This window comes from Bacillus luti (genome assembly GCF_009739945.1).
Lineage (GTDB): Bacteria > Bacillota > Bacilli > Bacillales > Bacillaceae_G > Bacillus_A > Bacillus_A luti.
Genome location: NZ_CP040336.1, coordinates 2,016,422 through 2,036,368 on the forward strand (window position 1 = coordinate 2,016,422; position 19,947 = coordinate 2,036,368).

23 protein-coding genes are annotated in these 19,947 nt (G+C 34.2%); 16 read left to right on the forward strand and 7 right to left on the reverse strand.

All coding sequences use genetic code 11. From position 1 onward, the window contains the following. Positions 1-840, reverse strand: a complete 840-nt coding sequence (locus EUC40_RS10330) for a DUF2785 domain-containing protein (protein ID WP_156574865.1) — start codon at positions 838-840, stop codon at positions 1-3. Positions 841-963: 123 nt separating this feature from the next. Between EUC40_RS10330 and EUC40_RS10335 the strand changes: the two genes are divergently transcribed. The 5 genes from EUC40_RS10335 to EUC40_RS10355 all read left to right on the forward strand — a co-directional run bounded on the left by EUC40_RS10335 (position 964) and on the right by EUC40_RS10355 (position 5,481). Further along, positions 964-1,683: a GNAT family N-acetyltransferase gene (locus EUC40_RS10335; RefSeq protein ID WP_156574868.1), complete on the forward strand. Its 720-nt coding sequence runs from the start codon at positions 964-966 to the stop codon at positions 1,681-1,683. 51 nt (positions 1,684-1,734) lie between these two features. Then, positions 1,735-2,574: a hypothetical protein gene (locus tag EUC40_RS10340; protein ID WP_156574869.1), complete on the forward strand. Its 840-nt coding sequence runs from the start codon at positions 1,735-1,737 to the stop codon at positions 2,572-2,574. Between the two features lie 89 nt (positions 2,575-2,663). Continuing rightward, entirely contained in the window at positions 2,664-3,686 is a 1,023-nt protein-coding gene (locus EUC40_RS10345) for a tyrosine-protein phosphatase (RefSeq protein ID WP_156574872.1), read from the forward strand. An 89-nt stretch (positions 3,687-3,775) separates the two neighbouring features. Next, positions 3,776-4,720, forward strand: a complete 945-nt coding sequence (locus EUC40_RS10350; protein WP_156574874.1) for a phosphotransferase family protein — start codon at positions 3,776-3,778, stop codon at positions 4,718-4,720. Positions 4,721-4,770: 50 nt separating this feature from the next. Beyond that, positions 4,771-5,481, forward strand: a complete 711-nt coding sequence (locus EUC40_RS10355) for a YjjG family noncanonical pyrimidine nucleotidase (RefSeq protein ID WP_156574876.1) — start codon at positions 4,771-4,773, stop codon at positions 5,479-5,481. 380 nt (positions 5,482-5,861) lie between these two features. Here EUC40_RS10355 and EUC40_RS10360 read toward each other — a convergent pair whose 3' ends face one another. Then, the gene (locus tag EUC40_RS10360; protein ID WP_156574878.1) at positions 5,862-6,359 is read right to left on the reverse strand and encodes a DinB family protein; all 498 of its coding nucleotides are present in this window, start codon (positions 6,357-6,359) and stop codon (positions 5,862-5,864) included. A gap of 545 nt (positions 6,360-6,904) precedes the next feature. Between EUC40_RS10360 and EUC40_RS10365 the strand changes: the two genes are divergently transcribed. Beyond that, positions 6,905-7,867 carry a tubby C-terminal domain-like protein gene (locus tag EUC40_RS10365; RefSeq protein WP_156574880.1) on the forward strand — a complete coding sequence of 321 codons (963 nt, stop codon included), beginning with the start codon at positions 6,905-6,907 and terminating at the stop codon, positions 7,865-7,867. Positions 7,868-7,922: 55 nt separating this feature from the next. Here EUC40_RS10365 and EUC40_RS10370 read toward each other — a convergent pair whose 3' ends face one another. Together EUC40_RS10370 and EUC40_RS10375 are read right to left on the reverse strand one after the other, a co-directional pair. Further along, on the reverse strand, positions 7,923-8,126 hold the full coding sequence (locus tag EUC40_RS10370; RefSeq protein ID WP_156574882.1) for a helix-turn-helix transcriptional regulator: 204 nt from the start codon (positions 8,124-8,126) through the stop codon (positions 7,923-7,925). Further along, the gene (locus EUC40_RS10375; protein ID WP_156574884.1) at positions 8,114-8,473 is read right to left on the reverse strand and encodes a DUF3796 domain-containing protein; all 360 of its coding nucleotides are present in this window, start codon (positions 8,471-8,473) and stop codon (positions 8,114-8,116) included. The genes EUC40_RS10370 and EUC40_RS10375 overlap by 13 nt, the downstream gene beginning before the upstream one ends. Positions 8,474-8,653: 180 nt before the next feature. Between EUC40_RS10375 and EUC40_RS10380 the strand changes: the two genes are divergently transcribed. From EUC40_RS10380 to EUC40_RS10405, 6 genes are all read left to right on the forward strand, one after another. After that, the gene (locus EUC40_RS10380; RefSeq protein ID WP_000958865.1) at positions 8,654-8,848 is read left to right on the forward strand and encodes a hypothetical protein; all 195 of its coding nucleotides are present in this window, start codon (positions 8,654-8,656) and stop codon (positions 8,846-8,848) included. Positions 8,849-8,936: 88 nt separating this feature from the next. Then, positions 8,937-9,662 (forward strand): ABC transporter ATP-binding protein, encoded by a 726-nt coding sequence (locus EUC40_RS10385; protein WP_156574886.1) that lies wholly within the window; start codon positions 8,937-8,939, stop codon positions 9,660-9,662. Continuing rightward, positions 9,655-11,313: a putative ABC transporter permease subunit gene (locus EUC40_RS10390; protein ID WP_156574888.1), complete on the forward strand. Its 1,659-nt coding sequence runs from the start codon at positions 9,655-9,657 to the stop codon at positions 11,311-11,313. The genes EUC40_RS10385 and EUC40_RS10390 overlap by 8 nt, the downstream gene beginning before the upstream one ends. A 57-nt stretch (positions 11,314-11,370) precedes the next feature. Further along, positions 11,371-12,129: an SDR family oxidoreductase gene (locus tag EUC40_RS10395; protein ID WP_071711642.1), complete on the forward strand. Its 759-nt coding sequence runs from the start codon at positions 11,371-11,373 to the stop codon at positions 12,127-12,129. Between the two features lie 337 nt (positions 12,130-12,466). Continuing rightward, a complete protein-coding gene (locus tag EUC40_RS10400) occupies positions 12,467-13,177 on the forward strand; it encodes a hypothetical protein (RefSeq protein ID WP_071711589.1) in 711 nt (236 codons plus the stop codon). Positions 13,178-13,262: 85 nt separating this feature from the next. Next, positions 13,263-14,333 carry a pyruvate kinase gene (locus EUC40_RS10405; RefSeq protein ID WP_156574890.1) on the forward strand — a complete coding sequence of 357 codons (1,071 nt, stop codon included), beginning with the start codon at positions 13,263-13,265 and terminating at the stop codon, positions 14,331-14,333. A 50-nt stretch (positions 14,334-14,383) separates the two neighbouring features. On the opposite strand, the gene EUC40_RS10410 is transcribed toward EUC40_RS10405, so the two are convergent. Together EUC40_RS10410 and EUC40_RS10415 are read right to left on the reverse strand one after the other, a co-directional pair. Beyond that, positions 14,384-14,665 (reverse strand): DUF1292 domain-containing protein, encoded by a 282-nt coding sequence (locus tag EUC40_RS10410; protein WP_098267525.1) that lies wholly within the window; start codon positions 14,663-14,665, stop codon positions 14,384-14,386. 157 nt (positions 14,666-14,822) lie between these two features. Beyond that, on the reverse strand, positions 14,823-15,503 hold the full coding sequence (locus EUC40_RS10415) for an NAD(P)H-dependent oxidoreductase (RefSeq protein WP_071711587.1): 681 nt from the start codon (positions 15,501-15,503) through the stop codon (positions 14,823-14,825). Positions 15,504-15,631: 128 nt separating this feature from the next. Between EUC40_RS10415 and EUC40_RS10420 the strand changes: the two genes are divergently transcribed. Both EUC40_RS10420 and EUC40_RS10425 read left to right on the forward strand, forming a co-directional pair. Further along, entirely contained in the window at positions 15,632-16,015 is a 384-nt protein-coding gene (locus tag EUC40_RS10420) for a winged helix-turn-helix transcriptional regulator (protein WP_000340652.1), read from the forward strand. Positions 16,016-16,326: 311 nt separating this feature from the next. Further along, the gene (locus tag EUC40_RS10425; protein ID WP_156574892.1) at positions 16,327-16,803 is read left to right on the forward strand and encodes a hypothetical protein; all 477 of its coding nucleotides are present in this window, start codon (positions 16,327-16,329) and stop codon (positions 16,801-16,803) included. Positions 16,804-16,882: 79 nt separating this feature from the next. Here EUC40_RS10425 and EUC40_RS10430 read toward each other — a convergent pair whose 3' ends face one another. Continuing rightward, positions 16,883-18,196, reverse strand: coding sequence for a histidine--tRNA ligase (locus tag EUC40_RS10430; RefSeq protein ID WP_336577218.1), 1,314 nt, complete (start codon positions 18,194-18,196; stop codon positions 16,883-16,885). Positions 18,197-18,533: 337 nt separating this feature from the next. Here EUC40_RS10430 and ybaK point away from each other — a divergent pair, with 337 nt between their 5' ends. Then, entirely contained in the window at positions 18,534-19,010 is a 477-nt protein-coding gene (gene ybaK / locus EUC40_RS10435) for a Cys-tRNA(Pro) deacylase (RefSeq protein WP_156574896.1), read from the forward strand. 197 nt (positions 19,011-19,207) lie between these two features. Next, positions 19,208-19,822, forward strand: coding sequence for a stage II sporulation protein M (locus EUC40_RS10440; RefSeq protein ID WP_156574899.1), 615 nt, complete (start codon positions 19,208-19,210; stop codon positions 19,820-19,822). The last annotated feature ends 125 nt before the right edge of the window (positions 19,823-19,947 follow it).

Here is a 19,947-nt window from a genome sequence, read left to right on the forward strand (position 1 = left end):
TTAATAATAATTAGGAAGTTCTTTTAACATTCTTTCTGTTTTACGTGCTGTAAAGGCTAAGTTATGATCATCTTTTGTTCTAAAAAATAATGTGCGTAAAAAGGTTTTAATGTTCGCACATAAAATACAATACTCATTAAGTGAAAGGCGTTTTCTAATTTGAGGAAGCCTTTTTATTTTTTTATGAATAATTGAAATTAACGTATCTTGTGAGAGGTCATGATACAGCATTGCTAGTAATGGCGTCACGATACGTTCATCTTCGTTATTATGAAAAAGATCAGACGGAATGAAAATTTTATTTAATAAACAATGAATTAACTCTTCATACCACTGGAAGGTCGTATAGGAATTGTGAACAATTTCAGTAAAGGCATCAGATACGTGGGCTATACAATGAGCCCATCCTTTATTTTCGATATAGCCTCGAAAATCAGTTTCTAAGTTTGTATATGTAATGAGTTTGTTTTTTATTTCCTCGATATCCTCCTCTGTAAAAAAGTAGTGCGAGTTAGCGAATTGGAGTATTAATGCAATTAACGAAACAGTGTAAGAACGTGTGAAAACCCCATCTGTTTGTGGGGAGTGAATGTCACAATATAAATACTCATCACTTAAGCAAGTATGTAACAGTAATTTCAGTTGATCGTCCATAAGGAATTCATGATGAATAAAATGAGCAAAACATTTATATATAAGTTGGTAACGAACGTAACTGTCAGTCGTTCCGATATATTGAAGCATGTTTAAAGTTAACTCATTTATATCTATATGTTGCAGTTGCGTATAATCATTTTGTTGTATAAGCTCTAACTGTTGTTGCAGCGCTGTAATATCCAATGGAGAACCTCCTCCGCACTTTAAAGATGCGATCTTTTCTAGTATTCTATATATTCAAGGACAATCCTGCTCATGCAAGGAGAACGAGTAGAAATTCGAGTATGACATAGATGAGGGAAGAATATGACGACTATAGAACTGTTAGAAAAACATTTTAAAATAAGAAGAAGTGCTTCTTCTATCATGATAAAAGAAAATAATGCAGAGGTTTTTACAGAAGAGCAATTAGAAGAAATCATGCAGTATTGCGTTGCTGAAGCTGAAAAAGAGGGAATAGAAATACATATTGAGATTTCTTCAAAAAGCCCAAATTATGATGTGTATAAGAAATATTTCGAAACGTATTCATTTGAATATATTACTGAAAACATCATTGTGTTTAAGGATATATATGAAGTAGAAGATGTAGAAAGTGAAATGGATTTTAAGCTTATTGAAGAAGTAGGAGAAGATGCTTTTTATTCTCTTTGGAAGGAAGTGACGGGAGAACAAGTCGCTTCGGAGCAATTTGTAAATATGATGGAACAAGAAATTGGTGAGCAATGGAAAGAACATTGCTTAACAGCGAGTGTCGATGAAGAGCCGATAGGAATTGTAATCCCGCATATTGAAAGAGGTACGTTAGAAGAAGGGAAACTTATGTACTTCGCAGTTACTCCAAATATGCGTAACAAGGGATATGAAGCTGCACTATTTGCAGGTGCGATGTTTGTCTTAAAGGAAATAGGTGCATCTTATTATATTGGTGAGACAAATGTGCAAAATGAGTGGATGAAGGATATTTTTGAAGAGAATGGGTGTCAGCAGCTGAGTTGTACGGAGTTGTATGTGAGAAAGTTGTAGGAGGATGAATGATGTATACTCTCGAACTCGTATAGCGGGAGGGGACTATATATGTTAAAGCAATCCATGCATTCATTCGTTTTATTGTATCCAAATGTATTGTTAGAAGGCTGGAAAGTTGAAAAAGTTTCAGAACGTTATGAAGGTGAAAAGTGGGAAACTTTTTGGTTTCAGATTGTTACGCCAAATAGTATGTTTCGGGTAAAGGAATTTTTTCTTGATATAATGGAGCCAGTATTTCCAGATACCTGCATTTCTCAAGCAAAAGGAGATTGTTTTCAATATAAATGGCTTGTGTATTGGAAAGGTGTAAATTATAAAGGAAAAGAAAGTTACGTTACATCTCGATGGAAAACACAAATTGAAGTTTCTGTTGATAGCGGATATATAAACCAAGATGAAATGGAACGATTTCTAATTGAATTACAACCGGTAAATATGGAGCTTGCGAAAAGGATATTACATACACCATTTCACTTATTAAGCTTTCAAGCGAAGAGAGGTAAAATGGGTGAGATAGGAAGATGTCGTGAGTGGAATGCTCCCGAAGACGTATCCTATGTTAAATTATCAATTCATGAAAAGTTAAGTTGGAAACTTGAATCAGTTGGTTTCGGAAATGATGAAATACAGTATGTATACTGGGACGAAGATAGTAAACTATACGCACTTTGGGTTTGTCGGCATAAAAACAAAGCGTACTATCCTGTTTCTTCTTGGACAATGAATTATGGCCCAAAACAAATTATAAATGGATTAGAGTTTTATTCGAACCCTGATCGCGGGACAGTTGTATATGAAGATTTGGGTGATGAACAAATTACATACGTATTTCGAGGGAATCCGTGTACAACTTATGAACAAGTAAAAGAACTTCTTGCCTATTTGTAAGATAAAAAGAAAAATGAGAACGACAAAATAGATATTTCTATAATACAATAAAGAAAGATTCGATTATATAAGAAAGCGTTGGTGAAAGAATGGAGCAGCAAAGAAATTGGTTACAAGCGACTGTAAAAAGAAATGAAGATAATACGTTATATATAAAGTGGGAAAATAATATAGAAGAAGTTCGTATTTACTGGAGTACTTCACCAGATCATATCGAAGAAAATGGAGAATTACTTGCAACGGTAAATGGAGAGTCATCATGTACAATTGAAAACCCTAGTGAAAATGAGCGTCCATATTTTAGACTAGTAGGAAGTAATGGACAAGCAGTGACAGTAGCTGAGCGTAGATTGCCATTACAAGGCGCGTTTAACTTCCGTGATATGGGAGGATATGAAACGACTGAAGGCCGTAAAGTAAAATGGGGTAAGTTGTACCGTTCTGAAGAATTAGCAGGACTAACAGAGTCGGATATCGACTATTTACAAAAGTCTGGCTTAAAGCTAATTTGTGACTACCGTACAGACTTTGAAGTGAAGCATAAGCCGAATCCAGAAGTTACAGGCGCTCGTCAAGTGTGCTTACCAGTTATGCAAGACTTAGCGAAAGACTTAAATATAAACGAGTTTTTCCAAGTTGGTGACCTTTCTATGTTAGGGAAACCAGGCGAATATCTTGTGAAAATGAATCAAGATTTCGTAAGTGGTAATGAAGCATTCGTGAGCTTCTTAAAACTAGCGCAAAATCCGGAAAACTTACCGTTAGTAAACCACTGTACAGCTGGAAAAGACCGTACTGGATTTGGTTCAGCATTATTATTACTTTTACTAGGTGTACCAGAAAAAACAGTAATGGAAGACTACTTACTAAGTAACGGCTTCCGTGAAAAGTTAAATGAAAAAATGATGGCCTTCTTAGGTGCAAAATTACAAAATGATGAAAGTAAAGCAATATTAGGTGCAATGTTTGAAGCGCGCGCTGAATATTTACAAGCTGCGATTGATGAAGTTAAAAAGCAATACGGATCAGTTGAAGCGTATGCTGAAAAAGCTCTTGGCTTTACAAAAGAGTCGTTAGAGGAAATGAAAGAGTTATTGCTAGAGGATAAATAATAGGAAAGGAGGCTGATTGGATTAGCCTCCTTTTATTATTGTTGCTATAATTTTATTAATGAGGATGTTGTGCACCGAGGAGAAAATGGATGAAAAGAACTTACGAATCGGGGGATAAAATGATTCATACACGTGTAAAAGCAGAGGGGTTAAGAGAAAAGCTAGCAACAATACTAAGTCAAGATTATAAGGAACTAGCTATTCAGGATTTGAAGGTGATTGGAACGGGAGTGCAAAATATTGTTTTTCGTGGAGATTCAGAAAAGGGGTCTTTGGCATTTCGAGTGCCGTGGGAAAGAGAAGTGGAAAATATAAATGAAGAGTTATTTAACAGTCGGATTTCGTTGCAAAAGGAAGCAGAGCTGTCTAAGTATTGTCATTCAAAAGGTATTCCAGTGCCAAAGATACACGGATTGCATCTTTCAACCGAACTTGATTTTTTAATTTCCGATTGTGTGTATACTAATCATATGCCAATTTCTGCATACAAAATAGGGGAGTTAGTTAGCAAGCTTCATAGTATGGCAATTGATGGTTTGCATTACGAACAAAACATTAGAGAGCCCATTAGTAAGTATATAGCAGAACGAATTGTGAAACGGATAGAAGGTTTTAATACAATCACGAACTGTGGAATTAAACTTCCAGATACAAAAACGCTTGAACATATTCTTAGTACAGCAGATCATGTAAACTGTTTATTACATATGGACATTCGACCAGCCAATTTAATTGGGTATAATGGAGAAGTTAAAGCAATAGTTGATTGGGATAACGCTTTAATTGGTCATCCATTACTGGAGCTTATGAGAATAGCTGAAACAAATGAGGTTAATTGGGATGAATTTAAAGATGGATATAAGAATGATAGTATCTTTCATGTTACTCCTCATATTGTTAGTTTATTTTATAGACTAGACACAGCAGTCATGCTAGCAAATTTATTTATAGCACATTTGAAAATAAAAGATAAAGGTGTATTCTATAAAGAGCGAGTCAAAGCGCTTTATAATGAAATATATATAAGCTTATAATTATAAGATGTGAAAATAAATCTTTGAAAATAGAAACTAAGGAGAACATCATGAAATACAAAATTATATTATTCGACGTAGATGACACATTATTAGATTTCCCTGAAACAGAAAGACACGCATTACATAATGCGTTTGTACAGTTTGGTATGCCTACAGGGTATAATGATTATCTTGCAAGTTATAAAGAGATTAGTAATGGCTTGTGGAGAGACTTAGAAAATAAAATGATTACGCTAAGTGAATTAGCGGTAGATCGATTCAGACAATTATTTATCCTTCATAATATAGAAGTAGATGCACAGCAGTTTAGTGATGTATACCTTGAAAACTTAGGGAAGGAAGTACATCTTATAGAAGGTGCAGTGCAATTATGTGAGAATCTTCAAGATTGCAAGTTAGGTATTATTACGAATGGATATACAAAAGTGCAACAATCGAGAATTGGAAATTCGCCTTTATGTGATTTCTTTGATCATATTATTATTTCTGAAGAAGTCGGCCATCAAAAGCCGGCACGTGAGATTTTTGATTATGCATTTGAGAAGTTTGGGATTACTGATAAATCAAGCGTACTAATGGTTGGAGATTCGCTAACTTCTGATATGAGAGGTGGAGAAGACTACGGCATTGATACGTGTTGGTATAATCCGAGTTTGAAAGAGAACACGACTGGTGTTAAGCCGACGTATGAAGTGGAGAGTTTACTGCAAATTTTAGAAATTGCGGAAGTGGCGGAAGAAAAGGTAGCCTCATTTTAATAGTGGTGATATTTGACGAATCGTTGATATAATTTCATATAATAAGATATGGAACAAAAAAGATGGCACCAAGTCAAAACAATTTTACTGAAAGAAAACAGAAATAACACTAAATAATAAGCTGTTTGTAATTTGTCATTACAAACAGCTTAAAAATAAAAAAGATTGCCTCTTAGGATATGAGCAATCTTTTTTTATTTTTTAGGAGATGAAATGTATATTTTTGTACCCTATCTCCATCAAGTAAAAAAATGTTTGTTCCCCAATAATGAAAAAAATGAATTTAATTCTCATAAATAACTGTAAAGTGGTAAAAATTTCGTTTTGGAGGTAATTCAAAATCTTAAGTTAATGGGCGTGGGTTGGAACCTTTTCCTTGTTTAGACTGGATATCCGCCTGTTGGCGGTGGCCAAGCACTAAATAATCTGCGAATCAGCACAATTTCTCCTAAATGGTAGGAGTTGTGAGATGCAATATTGCGTAGAACACCGCCAGTGGTTTCACCAGGCCATTCCTCCAATGTTTTGTCCAATTGAACAGCTTGGGCAATCGTGCATGCTTGTTCAATCCCTTGAAGAAAATACTGAATAATCTGTTGCCACTCTTCCTCACTGGCAGGACATTCTTCTTCAGGCCAGCTCTCTTTTACATGAGCAGGCAATGCAGGCTTCTTCCCCTGGGCGGATAATAAGAGAAAATCTTGCCAGTAGGTCATGTGTTTTACTAATTGATAAATAGAATAAGGCAGTTCCTCTCTGCGTTTTCCCGCAAGCGCCATGTCTATATCCGACAAAGCATTTTTGATGGGAAGATGTCCTCGTTCTCCTCTTAACGATTTTACTAATGCTTGGCTAAATGCTTTATTTGATTGATCCATAATAATTGACTCCCATCCGGTTTTATTTTCTAATTTGCTGATTTTAAGGTTCCGTCTCTTTTATATGTACTAAATAAATTATAGAAGATTTACGACTATTAAGAGAAAGTAAAATAGGGAAAAAATAACAAGAATCACTGATTTCTTAACGCACAGGAAATCGTTGGTTTTTATTTGAATAGTACCTTAATGTACAAGTGTAGTAACAGATAAACCAAAGGTTCGAATGACAATATCCAGGTCTGCGATAATGTCAGCCACTTTTGATTTTAGCTTTTCCAATCCCTCCTGAATTTTATCCAATTGATTTTATTGTGAATGAACCATGAGTTGATTATAATGATTAGAGTGAACTCTAAGTCAAGAAAAAAATAATAAAAGGATAGTTATTCTATTATGAGGGAGTTCGCAAAGCGAAAATAGTGTTTCTATACCAAGGTCATTTACGTGTTATAATACATGAATTAAATGTGTATATATACATAGTTTCTCAGAGTGCTGCAATGTTAGGTATGAACTGTGTAACAACTAGAGGTGAGTAAAGGATGTTAACGTTTTTATTTGAGTTAGACAAAAGTATTCCAGATAAGGATGACCCACGATATGCTGCTTATGCAAAGGGATTTATCGAAGGGGAATTAACGATTCATGTAGATGACAGGGTACTTTTTCAGAAGTCACGCATGAAGGTTGCAGAGCTTGGCATTTATTTAGGACAGTGGATGGAACAAGTGCAACATGGGCAGAACGAACAGATGAATTATGAAACGCCTGAACGTGATGAAGTCATTCTCAGATTCTTCTATGAAGAGGACGGTCAGTGGAAGATTTATTCCAGTTGGCAACAATTTGAAATTCAGGAGAGTATCTCTACTACGACATTAGTAGAGAGTGTTCAACGCTATTTATATGAGCTAAATAAAGAACTGCGCGCGATACAATATCCTGTGACGTTTGATCAGTACTTAAGAGGAGAGCGAATGATGCAGCTTTCTTACAAACGACCGTGTGATAGTAAAGCGGATATGACATCGATAGAGGTTTATAAGGAAAGCAAACAAGTAGGCGTAGTACGGGGTTACTATAAAAATACGTTGATGAGAGTGTTAGATTTCATTCCGAAAATTGGTAGTAATATCATTTATGAAGTAAAGGATAGTAAGGACAATATTCGCGTCATTGCAAAGGATGTAAGTAGGCAGCGCCAAAGAAAGATCTTAGTAACGTATAAAGATAATCATAATGCAGAGCATGAAATACTTGTATGTGATGGAAAGTTATTAGATGCAAATTTCTTATTTACTTTTACATATAAGAGAGAAGAACATGTTGTTCATAAAACTTCAATTGGGCTTGGCAAGTTATTACGAAGGGGCTATGTAATCGCAGATTGGAATATTCGTCTTGAGGAAGATATGTATTATATTGAGATGAATGTGTATGATGAGGATTATATAGAGGATCAATACTTACTGTTAGGCGTATTTCATGCGGTCTTGTATGGGTGATAGTTGTATAAATGAAAAATACCAGTATTCTTTGTGAAAAGAATGCCGGTATTTTTTATTTATCTTCAAAAATAAAAATTTCATCAATCGTACTATGAAGTGCCCTCGCAATATCGTGAGCAAGCTGCAAGGAAGGGTTATATTTACCTTTTTCAAGGTGGCTAATTGTTTCACGGCGTACACCAACACTTTTTGCTAAATCTTCTTGTGTCATATTCAATTTGGCGCGGTATTCTTTTATTTTCGTTACGAACGCCATGGTGCATCTTCCATTTCATCAACTGGTTTATCGTAAAAGAACATAGAGAATCCGAACGTAAGAATAAGTGTGCCGAAAATAAGAGCGATATCAATTTCTTGTAGCACCGGGTTTGGAAATAACATTTCAATAAACAAAATGATAGCGGTAGTTAGTAATGTAACGATAAATGCATTGCGGCATGATTTATTGACGATTTGTTCAAACAGTTCATCGTGTTGAACCGTTCTATACGTTGTGAAAAAGGAGAAGAAACAGCACATAGTAAACAACCCTTTTTCATAAAAAAATCCAAGGAAGCCAAAGAAACCGAGAAATCCTAAATATTTTATCCAAGTGGTTTTCATGATAGGTCCTCCCATTCAATGTTAGAAATAAGTCGCATTATGTTATAAATATATCATATATGGATAAGAATGGTAATAATAGTTTTCCAGTTTGCTTCATAATAATAGTAAAAAGAGGAAATATACTGCGAAATAAAGAGGATAATATTGTAAAATGGTTGTAAGGAGGGGGAGGAAGGAATGTTAACTTGGATCATGATCGTTGTATTACTTGTAGTGATTACTGTAGTGGCGACGGTGTTAATTGGACGAAATGGTGATGCAAATTATAGTAAAGCGACAAAAGGGAATATTAAGCGGCTAACGATGATTTATATTATACTAGCTGTCGTTTTAATCGTTGGATTAGGTGTTTACATTTATTTTAAAGGTTGAATAAACTGAAAAATACAAAAATCTGAAAATAAAAGTATGCTATAATATAAATATAGTTATTTGGTAATTAAGGAAAGGATTGGATGTAATGATTGAAATTACGAATGTGTCAAAAAGTTATAATGGATCTAACTATGCAGTAAAAGATTTAAGTTTGTCTGTGCCTAGCGGAGAAATCTTTGGGTTTTTAGGACCGAATGGTGCGGGTAAATCAACGACAATTAAGATGATTACTGGTATTCACGGCGTAGACAAAGGGACGATTACGATTAACGGTAAAGATATTATGAAAGAGCCGATGGAAGCGAAAAAGACGTTCGGTTATGTTCCAGATAGCCCAGATATGTTTTTACGATTAAAAGGCATTGAATATTTGAATTTTATGGCAGATATGTATGAAGTACCGAAAGAAGTACGACAAGAACGAATCGAGTCTTTAGCGAAGAAATTTGATCTTTATAATGCGTTATCGGATCAAATTCAAAGTTACTCGCACGGTATGAGACAAAAAATCGTTATTATTGGTGTGCTCGTGCATGAGCCGGACGTATGGATTTTAGACGAACCATTAACAGGGCTTGATCCGAAATCTGCATATATTTTAAAGGAAATGATGAGAGAACATGCGGATAAAGGAAAGATTGTATTTTTCTCTACACACGTATTAGAAGTAGCAGAAAAAATATGTGACCGCGTTGCGATTATTAATAAGGGGAATTTGCAGTTTAAAGGAAATTTAAATGAAATGAGAGATCATTTTAAATCCAATGAATCACTTGAAAAAATGTTCTTGGAGATGACGGGAAATGAGTAAAATATGGACGTTAACGAAAGTATTATTGAAATTAAATTATGCAGATTTTATAACAGATAAGAAGAAACGATGGGCGTATTTATTTTCATTTGCAGCCATTTTATTTGTCGGCTTTTTAATATTTGGTTCTATCACGCACGGAATGTATGAAGGTATGAAACATTTAGGGCAAGACCCAGGAATGATTATCGCAATGGGACTTGCGATTGCGAGTATATGGGTATTTTTAATGAGTATTACGAACATTTTAACTGTATTTTATTACAGCAATGACATTGAAGTGTTATTGCCATTACCATTAAAACCAGCGCAAATTATTTCGGCAAAATTTTTAACAGTATTAATTACACAATACGTAATGAGTTCATTCATTTTACTACCAATCTTTATTACGTACGGGTTAAAAAGTGGCGCATTTATTACATATTACATATACATGATTTTTATTTACATACTCTTCCCAATCGTGCCGTTAGTATTAGCTTCGTTACTGATGACAGTTATTATGAGGTATACAAATATAGCGAAAAATAAAGATCGAGGAAATATATTTATTGGAATCGTAAGTATACTATTTATTGTAGGAATTAATGTATTTTTACAGTGGAAAAATAAAAGTTCGTTTTCAGAAGATGCAATCACGAATTATCTTGCAAACAATCAATCTTCTCTTCTAGTACAAATGACAAATTATTTTCCAACTACATATTTTGGAGCAGTGGCATTAGTAGAAAATGCAAATTGGAAGGGTCCTTTAAATGTAATAATCTTTGCAGTTATTTCATTTGTATTTTTTGTGTTGTTTTATTACATTGCAGAGCGTACATATTTAAAAGGGGTTATTGGACTTTCAACGAGTACTGCAAAAAAAGAGGTCATTTCAGCAGAAGGTTTACAAAAATCAACGGTACAAAGTTCACATTTGAAAGCGTATGTGAAAAAAGAGTTTAAAACGTTATTCCGTACACCACAATTTTTCTTAAATTGTATCGTACAAACTTTCGTTATGCCGATTATGTTGTTCTTCGTTCTATTTGTACAAGATGGAAATTTAAAATGGATTACGGGTTATATTAATAATCCAAAATCAGCGGGTCTTGCAATTGGTGTTGGTCTTTGTGCGTCACTATTTTTAATGGGAAGTAACGTTATTGCAACAACGTCATTTTCACGAGATGGAAGCTCATGGTTTGTGAATCGTTATTTACCAGTAAAAGCGTCGGATATCTTTTTTGCGAAAGCGATAACGGCTTGGTTAATTAATGTAATCATTTTAGCGATATTTGGTATTACGATGGCAGTTGTAGCGGGAATTTCTCCGGTCTTCATGATACTTTGGTTCTTGCTAAGTGCGAATGGTTTATTGTTAATTAATTTAATTGGTACACGCTGGGATGCACAAACTGCCGATATACATTGGGATACAGAGCAGAAATTATTTAAAAGCCGCTATACAACTTTGTGGAATTTTTTAGCTAATATTTTAATAGCCTTAGTTATTGTAGCGGGAGTAAGTCTATTATACTTCTTCCTTCAAGTAGGACTGTGGGTTATGTTTATTGTTTTATTTGTAATGTTTACGATAGTAAATTATATCTTTATTAAAATTTTAAAATTAGGTGCAGAACGCATATTGTCAAATATTCAATAAGAAGATAGATCCTCTGTATTCGTGCAGGGGATTTATCCATAGATGGAGGAGAAAAAGGTGAAGAAAATAGCAATTGTAACAGGGGCAACTCGTCTGAATGGAATTGGTGCAGCTGTATGCAAGGTGCTTGCTCAAAAGGGGATAGACATTTTTTTCACGTACTGGTCTCAGTATGATAAAGCGATGCCATGGGGAATGAATGATCAAGAACCATTTTTGTTGAAAAAGGAAATTGAAAGTTTCGATGTTCGATGTGAAATGGCAGAAATTAATTTATCGCAGTCATATTCGCCAAACCGTTTGTTTTATATGGTGTCAGAGCGTTTAGGCGATCCATCTATATTAATTAATAATGCAGCGTATGCAACTCATACAAAAGTTGAGGAGTTAGATGTAAAGCAGCTAGATAAACATTATACCGTGAATGTCAGGGCTACTATGCTATTAAGTTCATTGTTTATAAAACATTATGCACTTAAAACGAGTGGAAGTATTATTAACCTTACTTCAGGGCAGTCATTAGGAGCAATGCCAGATGAATTAGCATACGCAGCAACGAAAGGGGCAATTGAAGCATTTACAAAGTCTGTTGCACCAGTTGCGATGGAGAAAGGGATTACAGTAAATGCCGTTGATCCAGGACCAACGAATACAGGTTGGATTACAGAGGAGCTAAAGCATCATTTAGTGTGGAAGTTCCCGCAAGGTAAAGTAGGAGAACCGGTGGATGCAGCGCGCTTAATCTCTTTTTTAGTAAGTGAAGAAGCAAAATGGATTACTGGGCAAGTGATCCATTCAAACGGTGGTTACTCATAAATATATTATGTTAACAAATATTGAGAAACAAAAAAATGAAAGAAAATTTTATTTTTTTGTATAAATAAAATGTCAAGAAAGATAAAAATTTGATAGGAGAGTATATCGTCATATGAAGATTGTAATTCTTCATGTGACAATATACTCTTTTTCTTTTACAACAGAAAAGAAAAATGAAGTAGAAGAAACTCGAATATTAAAATGAGTTTATCAGTTTTTGTACGTATTATTATGAAGATTACTGTCGGAAAGATGGTAATTCGTGTGAAAAGGGATTTTTTAAGGGGAAATCGAATCGTAAAGGGGAGGATAAAAACGTAAACATAGGGGGATTTATATGAAAATGAAAAAGGTCGCTATCGCATCGATAACAATTGGTACAATGCTTACTATGGCAGCTTGTAGTCCTTCAGCAGATAAAGAGACAGAAAAGAAGGAGCAAGTAACAGCACAAAATGAAGGGGAATCAAAAACGACAAGTACAGATGAAGCGTCAAAAACAACGAAAGATACTGAAAAAGAAACAAATACTTCTTCAAGCGAAAAAACAGATAAAGATGCAAAAAATACGAAAGAATCATCGGGAACAGAAAGTAACGGTAAAACATCAACTCAAAACGAGAATGTGAAAACAAAAGAAAAAGAAACGACAACTAAAACGAATGAGCAAACGACTAGCGGAAAAACAACAGATCAAAGTACAAGTACAAATTCAAACGGAAAAACAACGAAAGATCCGAAGAAAAGCGTAGCTGTGAAGACGAGTGTTAAAGAAGTTGCTGCATTAGTTGAAAGCTTAGACAAGCAATTAGCTGCGAATCCTAAACTAGAAACTGTGAATAAGCTTGGAAAACAAATTAATGAAAAGTGGGATGTAATAGAGAAAGACTTAGAAGCATCGCACCCAACTGACTATAAAACAATCGGACAAAGTATGTATCCGTTAATTGTAGGAGCAGAGAAAGAAAAGATTGATATTGCTAAAATGAAGTCATTAACGACGAAAACGAAAAAAGATTTAAATCAGTTATTGACGAAATTATCGTAGTGTGAAAAGCGCCTACTCGTGTGAGTAGGCTTCTTTTTTTGTTGAGAGTTTATTTCAAAGGTAATGGGAAACCTATTTAAAAAGGATGGTGATAAAAATGACAATCGATCGAATTTGTACAATTGGTCCAGCAAGCAATAATAAAGAAACGTTAGCACAGTTAATAAGTAATGGTATGAAAATAGTGAGGTTGAATTTATCACATGGCACGCATGAAAGTCATAAAGATATCATTCGCTTAGTAAAAACGTTAGATGACTCTATTAAAATTTTAGGGGATGTACAAGGTCCTAAAATAAGGTTAGGTGAAATAAAAGGAGAACAAATTACACTTCAGGCGGGAGATTCTTTTATTTTGCATACGCAACCAGTTACAGGGAGTAGCACTGAAGCAAGTGTTGATTATGAAGGAATCGCGAATGATGTGAAAGTTGGAAGTAGAATTTTAATTAATGATGGAGAAATTGAGTTAATCGTTGAGAATGTAAGTACGGACAAAATAGATACAAAGGTCAAAACAGGTGGTAATATCTCATCTCATAAAGGAGTGAACTTACCGGGGGCAATCGTTAGTTTACCAGCTATTACTGAGAAAGATAAAAAAGACATTCAGTTTCTTTTAGAAGAGGATGTTGATTTTATCGCATGTTCTTTCGTACGAAAACCTAGTCATATAAAAGAAATACGGGATTTTATAAAAGAGCATAAAGGAACTGCTCCTAATTTAATTGCAAAAATAGAAACGATGGAAGCAATCGAGAATTTTCAAGATATATGTAAAGAAGCGGATGGAATTATGATTGCGAGGGGCGATTTAGGAGTAGAGTTGCCGTTCCAATTTATTCCGCTCTTGCAGAAAATGATGATTCAGGAATGTAATCGAACGAATACATATGTCATTACAGCGACACAAATGCTTCAATCTATGGTAGAGCATTCTATACCTACAAGAGCTGAGGTGACTGATGTATTTCAAGCTGTGCTCGACGGAACGAATGCTGTTATGCTTTCTGCTGAAAGTGCATCAGGTGAACATCCAATCGAAAGTGTAAGGACATTACGTCTCGTTTCTGAATTTGCCGACCATGTAAAAAAAGATGGACCTTTTGCGATGAAAGATGTACTGGAATTACTACATAGATCTTTCGGTGATTGATGAATAAAAAAGAGGGCGGATATGCATCCCCCTCATGTTTTTAACTCATATTAATCTTGCTCTTGCTCATCCAAAATCTTATCAAAAGCAGCAGATACTTTGTCAAACTCTTCGTCATTTTCAATGTATGAAAACTCATTATCTTCTTCTACTTTTAAAAAGAAGATATCAATGTCTTCCTCAGTTTCTGTTTGAATGTCTTCTACGAAGGCAACTGCAATATATTCTGCGCCTTCGACATCCATAGCTCCAAGTACTTCTACTTCCTGATCCTCATTATTCTCATCACTAAGTGTAAACACTTCGCCAACTTCAATATCAGACATATTCATTCTCCTCCTGTTCGACTCTAAAAATAGAGCACTCAAACTGTATACATACTAACATATCTTTCCATGAAAAAACAAATTCATACGTAAGAAAACAACTGATTCTTCTTTAGTATGAGTATACAGCTATAAGGAGCATTATTTTTTGCGTGCTATATTACTAAATCCATTCAACAATTGTATCTGTAGTCTGTCTTGTTTTATCACGCTTTGGCTCTTCTTTACGGTAACCAAAGGCAACCATAACAGATACTTCAAGATTATCGCCCTGTATAATGCCTTCTTGACGAAGTAAAGAATCTACTTTCTCTTTATCAAATCCTTCTATTGGACAAGAGTCAATGCCAATTTGAGCTGCACTCGTCATCATATTACCTAAAGCAATATAAGTTTGCTTAGATGCCCAATCAAATACAGCACGATCGGATTGTAATAAGTTAAAATCTGATTCCTGGAACTTTTTGAAGAATTCATATCTAATTTTTTGAGTGTCTTCAGGTAATCCAATAATATCGTTCATCATATATTTAATATACTCTGCATCATAATGCATATCTTTAATGTTTCTTGAAAGAACAATGACAAAGTGACTAGCTGTTGCAAGCTGCCCACCAGCGCCCCATGAATACGGTTGTAGTTTTTCTCTTAATTCTTTATTTTGTACGACAAGAAATTTCCAAGGTTCATATCCAAAAGAAGAAGGAGACAATCTGCCTGTTTCTAAAATAAATTTAAAATCCTCTTCTGAAATTTTGTGCATAGGATCGAACTCTTTACATGCATGTCTGAAATGAAAAGCCTCCATAATTTTTTCTTTTGTAATTTGGTTTGTATTTGTCATAAAAGTTCCTCTTTTCATTTGTTTATTTTGTAAGTAAATTATATTTTTAAAGTAACATGGAAACAAGTACGCACATTTATGTGGTATAGTATCAAAAAAGGTACTATTGGTAAGGGAAGGGATTTATTATGGATTGTTCAAACGAAAATAATATAAATTACCCATTTTTAAATAAATATTCTTGTCCAGTGGAAGCGATGGTTGAGGTGATTGGAGGGAAATGGAAAGGGGTTATTTTGTATCATTTATTAGATGGGACAAAGAGGTTTAATGAATTAAAAAGATTAAAACCGAATATCACACAAAGAATGTTAACACTGCAGCTTAGAGAACTTGAAGCAGATGGCATCATACATCGTGAAGTATACCGTGAAGTGCCTCCAAAAGTAGAATATTCGTTAACTGAGCTTGGTGAATCACTTCGTCCAATGATTCTATTAATGATGGAATGGGCAACTCATAATATGGAGAAAGTTTTGGAGAGTAGGAATGCACAAAATAATAGTAAATAGTTGAATTTGATATAGTAGAGAGAACGGATGAGAAGTGATGTTAAGAAATAACATTATTGCACTGCTGATTCATCTTTTTATTGGCGTTTTCAGGTGGTTATTATCAAATTTCACAAATATATTAAATACGCGTAGTTTTGAGTAGAATGTAATTATTTTATGTAAACTAATTATTGAGTTGCTCTCATCTATATAAAAACTTGTATACGAGATTCTATAATGGTAGGAAGGCACTTTTAGTTTAATGCATAATACATCCATTGCTTTTAGGGAACAGTAATTCAAAACTTAAAACAATGGAGGTTACACTAATGCAAAAAGTGCTTTTTTCTTTCTTTTGCATATTTTGTTTCGTAATTGGAAGTTCTTTCACTGTTCATGCTTTTTCTCCAAAGCAGTTACCGATTTCTAAAGCGTCAGATCGATGGAAAATCGAAATTAAGCAACCTGATAAAAAACCTGGATTAGTGACAGCTAAAAAGGATGTTTTTGATACGTATGGTTTCGAGGTTAAGGATATAGGGAAGGACGCTTATCATGTAACTGTTGAAGTATTTCGAAATGAACCAGATTCCCAGACGAAGTATGAGCTTTTCACTTCTAAAAAAGATCATGTGTTAAGTAAAGAAGTTGCTTTTAATCATGCGAATTTTCCTATGTCGGTTCAGTCTGATGAACTTGAAGTTATTATAACTTGGCAAGAAAAGCCTTCTAGAGTGCTAAAAGATGGACAAAAAGATTGTGAGGCGGAAAGAAAATATAAACAGATATTTATATTTAAACAATAATAAATAACAGTAAAAACTCCATTATTATTAAATGGAGTTTTTTAGCTTACATAGATTATGTTTTAGGAAGGATTCAAAGTTATAACTTAATGGGTATACTACAATAATTATTAAATGTATTATCTCTCAAAGAAGAAAGGGGAACCTTTATCTCACTACCTTCCTTCATATTCCGAAGCACAACAGTGTCTGTACTAAGTTCTTCTTCCCCAATAATAAGCACATACGGGATGTTCTCTTTATTTGCGTAATTAAGGGCGCGTTTCAATTTACGTCCTGCTAGTTCGAGTTCGACTTTTAAGGAAGTAGTAGAACGTAATTGCTGGGCGATTTGTAAGCATTGTAATTCTGTTCCGAGCGGGATGATAAATAAATCGGCTGTAGATGATATCGTTTCTTTCTGTGATAGTGCTGTATAAATAACGTCTAATCCAAATGAAATACCGACTGTTGGATAGTTCATATTATCACCACGGAATGCTCCGATAATGTTATCGTAACGACCGCCACTACCGATGCTGGATGTAATTGATCCATCTTTTAGGAAGATTTCATACACGGTACCTGTATACATTGTGAGTCCTCGTGCTAAAAATGGATTGAATATAGCATTCTCATTTATTCCAAGAGCGATTAAATATTGCTGTAATTGTTGCAATTCGTTTATTCCATCAGTAACGAGTGGATTATTGAAAGCTTCTTTAAATTCAGCAATTGAAAGCTTTAGACAAGATAAAACGGTATTACATATCGTATCAGCCATTTCTTCAGAAATTCCGCGCTCTAATACATCTTTTCGTACACCATCTATCCCAATCTTTTCGATTTTGTCTAATGATAAAATGACGTCACTCGTTAGTTCAGTAGGGATATTAATAGCCTGGAGAATACCGTTTAACAACTTTCGGTTATTATATTGGATCGTTACTTCTAAGTTTAACGTTCGGAATAGTTCAAACGCCATGCTCATAAGTTCAGCTTCTGCCATGACAGACTCAACACCGACTATATCAACGTCACATTGTATGAATTCACGAAATCTTCCTTGTTTTATTGGCCCATCTCGAAATACTTTCCCAATTTCATAACGTTTAAAAGGGAGGCGAATATTCGGATTCATTGCCACAACTTTTGCGAATGGAATTGTTAAGTCGTAACGTAAGGCAAGTTCGCGTTTTCCTTGATCCTGAAGTGTATATATTTCTTTTAAAATTTCATCGCCACCGCCATACTTGTAAGACATAAGCTCATACATATTTAACGTTGGTGTCTCTAACGGTTTACAGCCATAACGTTCAAACGTATCTTCACATGCTCTTTTAATTTTATTTCGCAGCACTTGTTCCTCTGGTAAATAGTCTTTCGTTCCTTTTACATTTTTCATTTCCATCATAATCACTCCTTTTTAAATTAAAAAAAGCTATGCAGGTATAAAAATACCCACATAGCTTTATGAACGCTTCGTGGGTCAACAGGAAAAGCCCTGTACCCACGAAGAAAAAATTTTCTTCGGATACACGGCGTTACGTATGATGATGAAGTTGGAAAGAAGTATTAATAGTACGCATTGCAAATCTCTCCTTAACAATAAGTTTTTCCAAATTATATCAGATGATTTTTGAATTATCAATATTTTTAGTTTTGAAATATACGTGAAGTTATGTAGGAGAAATGGAAAAGGGTGTATAATAAAACTTAATAATATGAAATAACCTGTTAAGGAGACCGCTATGAAAAAAGATAAGACTAATGCGATGCGAATATTAGATAAAGAAAAAATTGAATATTCGATGATGTCATATGATCCAAACGATGGGAAAATTGATGGCGTATCAGTAGCCGAGAAAATTGGACGAGAAGTGAGAGAAGTATATAAAACGTTAATTGCTCAAGGGAATAGTAAAAATTATCATGTGTTTATTATTCCGGTAGATGAGGAATTGAATTTAAAAGCTGCCGCAAAAGCAGTAAGTGAAAAGAAAATTGAAATGATTGCTGTAAAAGATATTACGAAAGTGTCAGGATATATTCGCGGCGGTTGTTCACCGGTCGGAATGAAGAAGCTATTTTCTACATGTATTGATGAAAGTGCTCAATCACTTGAAACGATGATTGTAAGTGGCGGGAAAGTAGGTATACAAATTGAGCTGAAAGTGGATGACTTGGCGAAAGTAACGAGAGCGCAGTTTGGTGAGGTAACGAAATAATGATACATAGGGAAAGAAGTTTTAGTTTTATTAAGTTTAGATAAGAAGTTATAGGATAGTTAGTCCATTATGGGGCTGATTATCCTTTTTCATTGCTACTGATAATGAGACGTTATGTTAACCGATTATGTATACGATATGCAAGAAAAATTTCTTTACTGCCATATTATTTGAATGGTAAAATTTAGGTAAAGGGGGTGAGAGTTATTTCAAAAATAATTAATAAGGTTGTATTTAAAAGAGCTATTAACTTTTTCATATTAGGGGTAGCATTAACTGTTATTGCAACCATAATAACCTTTGTAAGCAATCCCGATCTAAAAGAAATAATGGAAGGGATAGGAAATAGACTGCCGGACCAAGTAAAGGAATCAACAGGTATAGAAAAGGTATGGTCATATATTGTTAATAATGGTTTTATCGTACCTTTACAAATGTTTATATTAGCTTTGATTCCAATACAATTTTTATATGTTATACATATAATTTTAACTGTTTCACTTCCTGGGATTCTTTTTGGAATTGGATTACAAGCTGATTTTCAAAAAGGTTTTGGGATAATAATTTCTGCTATCCCTCATTACCTTTTTGAAATTTTCGCTTTTTGTTTATTTGCAGCCATTCTTTTTGAATTAAATAAATGTATTAGAATCAAATTAAAAAATTTATTCAAAAAGGATAAAGAAAGAATATCTCTTAGTAAAAAGATTTTAGAAGTAATAAAAATTTATGCTGTTTTAACTTTACCTATAATTATCATTGCTGCATTCTTAGAAACTTACATAGCTAATATCATACTTGATTTATTTTAGGAACTTTATATGCTTGATAAAAATTGAGATTTACCTAAACATAATACAAACTGTGGTTATAACTTCCAATAACGAAAGTTATGGTGCGACAAGAAGTCGCATTCCCACAGGGTAGCTTCTGCTAC